At 56.7% G+C, this 1269-nt stretch carries 1 protein-coding gene; it reads right to left on the bottom strand.

Annotated elements, in window-relative coordinates; all coding sequences use genetic code 11:
* Positions 1 to 191: 191 nt before the first annotated feature.
* Positions 192 to 1030 (bottom strand): IS5 family transposase gene (locus VMT30_09105; GenBank protein ID HVQ45087.1). Its coding sequence is split into 2 segments (ribosomal slippage): positions 192 to 646 and positions 646 to 1030, totalling 840 coding nucleotides; the frame shifts between segments, so codons are not numbered across the junction.
* Positions 1031 to 1269: the final 239 nt, after the last annotated feature.

The following is a 1269-nucleotide window of genomic DNA, read 5'->3' as shown; positions in this document are numbered from 1 at the left end:
GCCGCGGCGCCGAATGCACGGCACAACCAACTGGCCCACGCAGATCAGGAAAATGTGACTTTCAATAGCGCTGGCCGCGCCACGAAAGCACCATGCCTTCGCTCAAGATCCCGCCTTCTGATCGTCAGAACGATCAGAAATGTGAGAAATGCGCGCTAGGACCGGGGACTCTTAGAGTCCGTCTCTAAACTTCAGCAAGGATTACAGAGCTTTCGCAACATGAGGCGGATGGATGCGAGTTTCAAAAACGCAAGGGCGTTTCGGTTGAGATTTTCCCAGTCCTTGGCGAGGCGACGGCAACGGTTGAGCCATGCTATCGTGCGTTCGACGATCCAACGTTTGGGTAACTGAACAAACCCTTTCGCTTGATCGGGGCGTTTGACGATTTCGGTTTCAAGGCAAGGCAGGATTCTGGCGAGCGCGCCACCAAAAATCGGCCCTTGATAGGCGCTGTCGGCAAAGAGCTTTTCGAGAAATGGGAACTGACCGAACAGCGTCGCCAGCAGAGAGATTCCGCCATCGCGATCCTGAATACCTGCGGAATGAACAATAGCGTGCAGCAACAGGCCCATCGTGTCTACGAGAATATGGCGCTTCTTGCCCTTGATCTTCTTGCCCGCATCATAGCCATGTGGATCGATGCAGGCCCCCCTTTTTCGGCGCTCTTCACGCTCTGACTATCGATGATGCAAGCGGTGGGGCTTCCTTCTCGTTGCGCCTTCTCACGGCATTCAACGTAGAGCGCGTGATGGATGCGATCCAGTACGCCGTCGCACTGCCACCAGATGAAATAGTTGTGGACTGTGCTGCGCGGCGGAAAATCCTTCGGAAGGTAGCGCCACTGGCAGCCTGTGCTCAGGATATACATGACCCCGTTCATGACCGTGCGCATGTCGGTTTGCCGCTTGCCGCCACCGCGTCTCGCTGGCGGAATGAACGGCTCGACAAGCGTCCACTCGTCGTCCGTCAGGTCGCTCGGGTATCTCAGGTGATCGCGATTGTATTTAGCTCGGTTCTCATGCGTCCACATCTGCGGTCTCTCCTCGAATCAGACCGCCTTCCTTGGAACACAAACGATTCACACGATTCAACAAGTTTCAAGACGGACACTTAGCGTCTACCGCACGTTCAAGCGGTGTTCCCCGCGCGTGCGGGGCTGAGGCGTATGCCGACAGATGCAGCTTGAAAGCCATCGCGTGTTCCCCGATGACGACGGTCAACAGGAAGTGTTCCCCGCGCGTGCGGGGCTGAGGCGGTCACGTCCTGGAA

It is taken from the genome of Candidatus Saccharimonadia bacterium (assembly GCA_035544015.1).
Lineage (GTDB): Bacteria > Patescibacteriota > Saccharimonadia > UBA4664 > UBA4664 > UBA5169.
This window is presented reverse-complemented; position numbering and strand designations above follow the sequence as displayed.